The following is an 8824-nucleotide window of genomic DNA, read 5'->3' on the forward strand; positions in this document are numbered from 1 at the left end:
TTGTGTTCTTCCCCTCCATGGTGGGGCGGCCGCGGGGGGGGTGGTGGGCGGGGGGGGGCCGCCGCCGTATTGTCTACGCATCAGGCCCCGCATGACCCTGCACACCCACCAGGAGATGAAGCCCCGATGATCACCCCACCCGTCGTGCACTCGCTGCGCGAGCAGATCCGCGAGCACATCGTGGAGGGGATCGTCAGCGGGCGCTGGAAGCCCGGCGAGCGGATCGTCGAGCGCCGGATCGCCGTGGAGCTGGAGGTCAGCCAGACCCCTGTACGGGAGGCCCTGCGCGAGCTGGAGACGCTGCGGCTGATCGAGTCGGCGCCGAACAAGGGCGTGCGCGTACGGAACCTCTCCGCCGCCGATCTGGAGGAGATCTACCCGGTCCGGGCCGGTCTGGAGCAGATCGCGGCGGAGCTGGCCGCCCCCCGGCTGGCGACCGACTGCACGGCGCTGGAGCCGCACGTGGCGGCGCTGTGGGAGGCCGACCGCAGCTCGGACGGCACAGCGCAGGTGCGGCACACGGTGGGGTTCCACCGGGAGATGGTGCGGGCCGCCGGGAACAGCGTGCTGCTGCACACCTGGGAGAGCCTGGGCATCGAGGTGTTCACGGCCTTGTCCATCCGCTGGCTGGGTACCGTCCAGAAGTCTTACGCCGAGGAGCACGAGGCTCTCGTCGAGGCGTTCCGCAGTCAGGATCCGGACATCGGTCTGCTCGTGAAGCGCCACGTTCTCGGGTGCGCCCCGCGCGCCTGACCAGATCTATTGCCCCGATTTGCCCGGCACCGGGTGCCTTGTTCATTGGCACCGGGTGCCGACTTTTGTCGTATGGACGTTTCTTCGTCACTTTTATTTGATCGATCATCGATCAGCGATTTACAGTCGTCACGGACCTCAACCAGGTCCAACAACCCTGTCCTGCCCGTCAGGGATTTTCTTCACCACCTCTCCTTTGTCCGGAAGGCGGCGCACACCGATGTCCGACCCCGTAGGAAAGCTTCCGAGCGAGCTCGACCAGCTCCCGGACCGCGACACCGAGGAGACCGCCGAATGGGCGGCCTCCCTCGACGCCGTCGCCAAGGCCGCCGGTACGCGCCGCGCCGAATACCTGCTCCGCCGCACCCTCCAGCACGCCGAGGCCGCCGGCCTCGCGCTGCCGAAGCTGCTGGAGACGGACTACGTCAACACCATCCCCACCGCCGCGGAGCCCGAGTTCCCCGGTGACGAGGAGATGGAAGCCAAGATCACCGCATGGAACCGCTGGAACGCGGCCGCCATGGTGACCCGCGGCTCCAAGTACGGCGTCGGCGGCCACATCGCCACCTTCGCCTCCGCCGCGTGGCTGTACGAGACCGGCTTCCAGCACTTCTTCCGCGGGAAGGAGGCCGACGGATCGGGCGACCAGCTCTACATCCAGGGCCACGCCTCCCCCGGTATCTACGCCCGTGCGTTCCTCGACGGGCGCATCTCCGAGCAGCAGCTCGACAACTTCCGCCAGGAGTCCGGCGGCAACGGCCTGCCGTCCTACCCGCACCCGCGGCGCCTGCCGTGGCTGTGGGAGTTCCCGACGGTGTCCATGGGCCTCGGCCCGCTCTCCGCGATCTACCAGGCGCGCTTCAACCGCTACCTGCAGAACCGGAGCATCAAGGACACCGCCAACTCGCACGTCTGGGCCTTCCTCGGCGACGGCGAGATGGACGAGCCCGAGTCGACCGCCGCCCTGGCCCTCGCCTCCCGCGAGCAGCTCGACAACCTGACCTTCGTCATCAACTGCAACCTGCAGCGCCTCGACGGTCCGGTCCGCGCCAACTTCCGCGTCGTGCAGGAGCTGGAAGCCCAGTTCCGCGGCGCCGGCTGGAACGTCATCAAGTCCCTGTGGGGCTCCGCCTGGGACGAGCTGTTCCAGCTCGACACCACGGGCGCCCTGGTACGCCGCCTGCGCGAGGTACCGGACGCGCAGTTCCAGACGTACGCGACCCGCGACGTGGCCTACATCCGCCGGCACTTCTTCGGCGCCAACGCCGAGCTCGTGCAGCTGGCCGGGGTGCTCTCCGACGCGAAGATCGCCGAGTGCTTCCACAGCTCCCGCGGCGGCCACGAGCCCCGCAAGGTCTACGCCGCGTACAAGGCGGCCCTGGAGCACAAGGGCGCGCCGACGGTCATCCTGGCGCAGACCGTCAAGGGCTACACGCTGGGTGCCGGGTTCGAGTCGAAGAACGCGAACCACCAGATGAAGAAGCTCACGATCGACGAGTTCAAGGACATGCGCGACCTCCTTGGCCTGCCGATCCCGGACAGCGCCTTCGCCGACGGCGTCGTCCCCTACGGACACCCGGGCGCGAACAGCCCCGAGGTGCAGTACCTGAACGAACGCCGCGCGGCGCTCGGCGGTCCGGCCCCGGCCCGCAAGGTCAGGCACGTGGCCCTGCCCGCCCCGGCGGACCGTTCCTTCGCCCCGCTGCTCAAGGGCTCCGGCAAGCAGGAGATGGCCACCACCATGGCCTTCGTCCGGCTCGTCAAGGACCTGATGCGGGACAAGGAGACCGGCAAGCGCTGGGTGCCGATCGTTCCCGACGAGGCCCGTACCTTCGGTATGGAGTCCCTCTTCCCGTCGGCCGGCATCTACTCGCCGCTGGGCCAGACGTACGAGCCGGTCGACCGCGACCAGCTCATGTACTACAAGGAGGCCAAGGACGGCCAGATCCTCAACGAGGGGATCACCGAGGCCGGCGCCATGGCCGACTTCATCGCCGCCTGCACGTCGTACGCGACGCACGGCGAGCCGATGATCCCGTTCTACATCTTCTACTCGATGTTCGGCTGGCAGCGCACCGCCGACCAGATGTGGCAGCTCGCCGACCAGCTCGGCAAGGGCTTCATCGTCGGCGCCACCGCCGGCCGCACCACGCTGACCGGTGAGGGCCTGCAGCACGCGGACGGCCACTCGCACCTGATCGCCTCCACGAACCCGGCGTCGCTCAACTACGACCCGGCCTTCGCGTACGAGATCGCGGTGATCGTCAAGGACGGTCTGCGCCGGATGTACGGCGAGCAGCCGGAAGACGTCTTCTACTACATGACGGTCTACAACGAGCCGAAGGTGCAGCCCGCGATGCCCGAGGGCGTCGAGGAGGGCATCCTCAAGGGTCTGTACCGCTTCAACACGGCGGCGGACCTGGCGGAGAAGGCCCCGGCCGCCGACGCCCCGAAGGTCCAGCTGATGGCATCGGGTACGGCGATCCACTGGGTGCTGGAGGCGCAGCAGCTGCTGGCCGCCGACTGGAACGTGGCCGCCGACGTCTGGTCCGCCACCTCGTGGGGCGAGCTGCGGCGCGACGCGCTGGAGTGCGACGAGGCGCTGCTGCGCGGCGAGGTGCGCACCCCGTACGTCACCCGCGCCCTGGAGGGTGTCACCAGCCCGGTCCTCGCCGTCTCCGACTGGATGCGTCAGGTCCCGGACCAGATCAGCCAGTGGGTCGAGCAGGACTACACCTCGCTGGGCACGGACGGCTTCGGCCTGTCCGACACCCGCGAGGGCGCCCGCCGCCACTTCGGTGTCGACGCCCAGTCGATCGTCGTGGCCGCACTGGCCCAGCTCGCACGTCGCGGCGAGGTACCGGCGTCCTCTGTCAAGGAGGCCCGGGAGCGCTACGGCCTCTGAGGCTCCGTATGACCGGTGGAAGGCCGGTGTCCACCCCTGCGGGGGGCGGACACCGGCCTTTGGCCGTATGAGCGGTGGCGGCGCCGGGGCGGACCCGTGATGCTGGAGCGGTGATGGACGAGACGGAGTTCTGGGAGATCGTCGACCGTACCCGCGAGGCCGCCGACGGCGACCCCGAGGAACACGCCGAGCTGCTCGTGGAGCGGCTGGCCCAGCTCGATCCTGATTCCGTCCTGGACTTCGCCCGTCACTTCGAGTCCCGGTACAACCGTGCGTACACCTGGGACCTGTGGGGCGCGGCGTGGGTGCTGCTCGACGGGGCGAGCGACGACGCGTTCGACTACTTCCGCTGCTGGCTGATCGGCCAGGGGCGGGAGGTGTTCGAGGGCGGGGTGCACGATCCGGACCAGCTGGCGGAGCTGCTGGCCGAGTTCGACGAAGAGATCGACGGGGACGGCGAGGAGCTGGGGTACGCCGCCGACGAGGCCTACGAGCAGCTGACCGGGGCGGTGGCGCCGGATCTGGGGATTCCGCTGCAGGCGGCGGAACCGGAGGGCGCCCCGCTGGACTTCGAGAACGAAGCCGTGCTCGCGGAGCGCTTCCCCCGGCTGTGGGACCGGTTCCGCGGTTGATCAGTAGTGCGTGCCGCCGTCGATGCGGATCTCCGTACCCGTGATGAACGCCCCGTCCTCGGAGCCCAGCATGGCGACGACGCCGGCGACGGTCTGCGGGCCGGCGAAGCCCTGGCCGATGGCCGGGGCGAGCTTGGCGAAGAGGGACCAGTCGGTGTCCTCGGGCAGGCCCGGGCCGGTGCCGGTGGTCATGCCGGACTCGATGGAGCCGGGTGCGACGGAGACGAAGCGCAGGCCCTGCTTGCTGTATTCGGCGGCCAGCGCGTGGGTCATGGACTGGATGCCGCCCTTGCTGGCCGCGTAGGCGGACATGTAGGGGTGAGCGAAGGACGCCGAGGTGGAGCTGAAGTTCACGACGGCCGGCTGGTCGCCCTCCAGCAGGGCCGGCAGCGAGGCCCGGATCATCAGGAAGGTGCCCGTCAGGTTGACCCCGATGACCTTGTTCCAGAGGTCGAGCGTGGTCTCGTGGGTGTGCGCGGAGCGCAGGATGCCCGCGGCGTTGACGAGCACGTCGAGCCCGCCGAGGGCGCGGGTCGCGGCGGCCACGCCCTCCTCGACCGCGTTCTCGTCGGATATGTCGAGGAGCGCGGTGGTGAGCCGGGCCTCGTGGCCCTCGGCGGCGGCCCGCTCGGCGGTGGCCTCCAGGCCGGCCGCGTCGACGTCCACCGTGTGGACCCGTCCGCCCTCGGCGAGGATGCGGTGAACAGTGGCCCGGCCGATGCCGGAGCCGCCGCCGGTGATGAGGACACGACGTCCCTTGTAACGGTTCATGGCGCGAGCGTACCCAAGCCATGACACGTTTTGCCATGGCGGCAATCAATGTAATCACCGAAGGGTGCCAGGGGTACGCTTCCCCTCGTGAGATCCCCTCGCCCGTACTCTTCCCAGGCCGGTCCCGGAGCCCAGTCGCTGACCGAGCGCCGCAAGGCCGCCACCCAGCTCGACATCGCCCGCGCGGCCTGTGAACTGTTCGCCGAACACGGCCCCGACGGCACCACCGCCGAGGACATCGCCCACCGCGCGGGGGTGGCGCTGCGCACCTTCTACCGCTACTTCCGCAACAAGCAGGAGGCGGTGGCCCCGCTGCTGGCGGGCGGCGGCGACGCCTGGCGCGCACTGCTCGCCGAGGAGGACCCCGGCACGCCCCTCGCGGAGGCCCTGGAGCGCGCCGTCACCCGGTCGCTGAGCGGCCCGCAGGCGGTCGAGGAGGGCCTGGAGGTGACCCGTGGCCTGCTGCGCGCGGCGGCGGGGGACCAGGCCCTGCGGGCGGTCTGGTACTGCGTGAACCAGGACTCCGAGGAGCACCTGGTGCCGGTGATCGCCCGGCTGGCGGGGACGGATGCCGACCCGCTGGAGGTACGCCTGCTCGCCGCGGCGGCCACGGACGCGATCCGCGTCTCGCTGGAGCTGTGGTCGACCACGAACGCCCCAGTCTCGGGCCCCGGCTCGCCCGCCGAACTCGCGGTCCGGTGCCTGCGCGACCTCACCGGCGCGATGCCCCTGCTGCGCTGAACTCAGCACAGCAGGGGCATCGCCCCGGGCCCGCTTCCCTCAGCGTCCCGCTCGGGCTCAGCGGGTACGTGTCCTGTCGGACTCAGCGGCCGCCGCCCCAGTCACCGTTGCCGCCGCCACCGCCGCCGCCCCAGTCACCGTTGCCGCCGCCACCGCCGCCGCCCCAGTCACCGTTGCCGCCGCCACCGCCGCCGCCCCAGTCACCGTTGCCACCACGGCCGTCGTTGCCCCAGTCACCGTTGCCGCCACGGCCGTCGTTGCCCCAGTCACCGTTGCCGCCACCGGCCCAGTCACCGTTGCCACCGCGACCATTGCCCCAGTCACCGTTGCCACCGCGACCATTGCCCCAGTCACCGTTGCCACCACGGCCGTTGCCCCAGTCCCAGTCACCGTTGCCACCACGGCCGGAGTCGTTCCAGTTCGAGTGCCAGTGGGCGTCGCGCCAGTTGTCGTCGCGCCAGTTCTCGTTGTATCCGCCGACTCCGCCCCGGTCCCCGCACCAGCTTGGCCGGTCGCGCCAGTCACGGTCGCAGCAGTAGTCCCACCGGGCGTCGGAACGGTTCGAGGGGTACCGGTAGCAGTCGTAGCCGCCGTTCCCGCCCCCGCCCCCGCCACCACTGGTGACGACCGAAGCCGAGGCGCCGGCGACGGGCAGCAGACCTATCGCGACTCCCGCGGCGCCTGCCATGGCTGCCGCAACGATCTTACGGCGCATTTTCATGCACCTCCGCACATGTCTCGCTTATCCAGCCTTTAGGACATTTCCACCCTCACCCGAGCGCGACCCGCTGTCAAAACAGAAGGCCCCCCGCCACACTCCGTGGAGTGTGGCGGGGGGCCTCCCATCAGGCATTTCTAGAGGTCGAAGTAAAGCTCGAACTCGTGCGGGTGCGGACGCTGCGCGATCGGGGCGATCTCGTGCGTGCGCTTGTAGTCGATCCAGGTCTCGATCAGGTCCGGGGTGAAGACACCGCCGGCCAGGAGGTACTCGTGGTCCTCCTCCAGGGCCTTGAGGACGTCCTCGAGGCTGGTCGGGACCTGCGGGACGCTCGCGTGCTCGTCGGGCGAGAGCTCGTAGAGGTCCTTGTCGATCGGCTCCATCGGCTCGATCTTGTTCTTGACACCGTCGAGGCCCGCGAGCAGCAGCGCCGAGAAGGCGAGGTACGGGTTGGACGACGGGTCCGGGGCGCGGAACTCGACGCGCTTGGCCTTCGGGTTCGAGCCCGTGATCGGGATGCGCATGGCGGCGGAGCGGTTGCGCTGCGAGTACACCATGTTGACCGGCGCCTCGAAGCCCGGCACCAGGCGGTGGTAGGAGTTCACCGTCGGGTTGGTGAACGCCAGCAGCGACGGCGCGTGCTTGAGGATGCCGCCGATGTAGTAGCGCGCGGTGTCCGACAGGCCCGCGTAGCCGGCCTCGTCGTAGAACAGCGGGTCGCCGTTCGCCCACAGCGACTGGTGCACGTGCATGCCCGAGCCGTTGTCACCGAAGATCGGCTTCGGCATGAAGGTCGCGGTCTTGCCGTTGCGCCAGGCGACGTTCTTGACGATGTACTTGAAGAGCATCAGGTCGTCGGCCGCGGCGAGCAGCGTGTTGAACTTGTAGTTGATCTCGGCCTGGCCACCGGTGCCGACCTCGTGGTGCTGACGCTCGACCTGGAGGCCCTGGGCGTCCAGCTCGAGGGAGATCTCGGCGCGCAGGTCGGCGAAGTGGTCGACCGGGGCTACGGGGAAGTAACCACCCTTGTAGCGGACCTTGTAACCACGGTTGTTCTCCTCGGAGCCCGTGTTCCAGGCACCGGCCTCGGAGTCGATGTGGTAGAAGCTCTCGTTCGCGCTGGTCGCGAAGCGCACGCTGTCGAACACGTAGAACTCGGCCTCGGGGCCGAAGTACGCGGTGTCGGCGATGCCGGTGGAGGCGAGGTACGCCTCGGCCTTCTTCGCGATGTTGCGCGGGTCACGGCTGTAGGCCTCGCCCGTGATCGGGTCGTGGATGAAGAAGTTGATGTTGAGCGTCTTGTCCTTGCGGAACGGGTCCAGGCGCGCGGTGCTGATGTCGGCACGCAGCGCCATGTCGGACTCGTGGATCGCCTGGAAGCCGCGGATCGAGGAGCCGTCGAAGGCCAGCTCCTCGTTCGGGTCGAACGCCCGCCCCGGAATGGTGAAGTGCTGCATCACACCAGGCAGGTCACAGAAGCGGACGTCGACGAACTTGACGTCGTTCTCCTCGATGTACTGCTTCACTTCGTCGGCGTTCTGGAACATCCAACTCCTCCTACTCCCGACCCCGGGGCAGGGCGGGCTTTATAGCTCGTGGTGCGTCAGTGCGGTGCCGCACGCTGACCCGACCATAAGCAGGCGGGATTTCTCAAGCATGACCCATTTGTTTCGCACAAGTTAACCAGGGTCCCGCCGGAGTGACGTGCAGCGCCACCGGTACCGTGGTCGGGTGGACAACAGACAGGCAATCGGATCCTGGCTCTCCGGCCCCCGCGCGGCCGCCGAGGACATGGGCGTCGACTTCGGCTATCCGGGCCAGCGGCTCGGTCTGCCGCAGCAGGGGCCCGGCTCGGTGGCTCGCTTCGGGCGCCGGCTCGGCGCCGTCGCCCTCGACTGGATCGGCTGCCAGCTGATTGCGTACGGGCTGATCACGGGCGGCAACCTGGGCGCGGCGGGCGACTGGACCCTGGGGCTCTTCGTGGCCCTGACCGTCCTGACGGTCGGCACCGTGGGCTCCACGCCCGGCAAGCGGGCCCTGGGCCTGCGCGTGGTCTCGGAGTCCGGCGGCCGCCTCGGCTTCGTCCGGGTGATCGTGCGCACACTGCTGCTGGCCCTGGTCGTCCCGGCGCTGATCTGGGACCGGGACGGGCGCGGTCTGCACGACCGTCTCGCGCGCGCCGTCCAGGTCCGCATCTAGGTTCCCTCCCCGGGCCCCCGCTTCCGCCGCCCGCACGGCGGAACACGGCGGGGTGTATGCCACGTACGACACAGGGGCGCCTCCCGAACCGGCCGGTTCGGGAGG

At 69.6% G+C, this 8824-nt stretch carries 8 protein-coding genes; 5 read left to right on the forward strand and 3 right to left on the reverse strand.

The annotated features are described in order from the left end of the window. Positions 1–129 precede the first annotated feature (129 nt). The 3 genes from ACWGIF_RS27725 to ACWGIF_RS27735 all read left to right on the forward strand — a co-directional run bounded on the left by ACWGIF_RS27725 (position 130) and on the right by ACWGIF_RS27735 (position 4290). Positions 130–753, forward strand: coding sequence for a GntR family transcriptional regulator (locus tag ACWGIF_RS27725; RefSeq protein ID WP_453501514.1), 624 nt, complete (start codon positions 130–132; stop codon positions 751–753). Between the two features lie 220 nt (positions 754–973). Then, positions 974–3658, forward strand: coding sequence for a pyruvate dehydrogenase (acetyl-transferring), homodimeric type (gene aceE, locus ACWGIF_RS27730; protein WP_453501501.1), 2685 nt, complete (start codon positions 974–976; stop codon positions 3656–3658). Positions 3659–3771: 113 nt separating this feature from the next. Beyond that, positions 3772–4290: a DUF4240 domain-containing protein gene (locus ACWGIF_RS27735; protein WP_453501503.1), complete on the forward strand. Its 519-nt coding sequence runs from the start codon at positions 3772–3774 to the stop codon at positions 4288–4290. On the opposite strand, the gene ACWGIF_RS27740 is transcribed toward ACWGIF_RS27735, so the two are convergent. Further along, positions 4291–5061, reverse strand: coding sequence for an SDR family NAD(P)-dependent oxidoreductase (locus ACWGIF_RS27740; RefSeq protein ID WP_453501504.1), 771 nt, complete (start codon positions 5059–5061; stop codon positions 4291–4293). A gap of 87 nt (positions 5062–5148) precedes the next feature. Here ACWGIF_RS27740 and ACWGIF_RS27745 point away from each other — a divergent pair, with 87 nt between their 5' ends. Beyond that, positions 5149–5802, forward strand: coding sequence for a TetR/AcrR family transcriptional regulator (locus tag ACWGIF_RS27745; protein WP_453501506.1), 654 nt, complete (start codon positions 5149–5151; stop codon positions 5800–5802). An 82-nt stretch (positions 5803–5884) separates the two neighbouring features. Here ACWGIF_RS27745 and ACWGIF_RS27750 read toward each other — a convergent pair whose 3' ends face one another. Continuing rightward, positions 5885–6517, reverse strand: coding sequence for a hypothetical protein (locus ACWGIF_RS27750; RefSeq protein ID WP_453501507.1), 633 nt, complete (start codon positions 6515–6517; stop codon positions 5885–5887). Between the two features lie 140 nt (positions 6518–6657). After that, positions 6658–8067, reverse strand: coding sequence for a type I glutamate--ammonia ligase (glnA, locus tag ACWGIF_RS27755; protein ID WP_401180537.1), 1410 nt, complete (start codon positions 8065–8067; stop codon positions 6658–6660). Between the two features lie 184 nt (positions 8068–8251). On the opposite strand from glnA, the gene ACWGIF_RS27760 reads away from it, so the two are divergent. Beyond that, entirely contained in the window at positions 8252–8719 is a 468-nt protein-coding gene (locus tag ACWGIF_RS27760) for an RDD family protein (protein WP_453501509.1), read from the forward strand. The last annotated feature ends 105 nt before the right edge of the window (positions 8720–8824 follow it).

The sequence above is a fragment of the Streptomyces sp. NPDC054849 genome (assembly GCF_053610945.1).

Bases quoted from the DNA above. Each gene is read 5' to 3' on its own strand.
- aceE (WP_453501501.1), top strand. From the start codon at position 974: ATGTCCGACCCCGTAGGAAAGCTTCCGAGCGAGCTCGACCAGCTCCCG.
- ACWGIF_RS27735 (WP_453501503.1), top strand. From the start codon at position 3,772: ATGGACGAGACGGAGTTCTGGGAGATCGTCGACCGTACCCGCGAGGCC.
- ACWGIF_RS27740 (WP_453501504.1), bottom strand. From the start codon at position 5,061: ATGAACCGTTACAAGGGACGTCGTGTCCTCATCACCGGCGGCGGCTCC.
- ACWGIF_RS27750 (WP_453501507.1), bottom strand. From the start codon at position 6,517: ATGCGCCGTAAGATCGTTGCGGCAGCCATGGCAGGCGCCGCGGGAGTC.
- glnA (WP_401180537.1), bottom strand. From the start codon at position 8,067: ATGTTCCAGAACGCCGACGAAGTGAAGCAGTACATCGAGGAGAACGAC.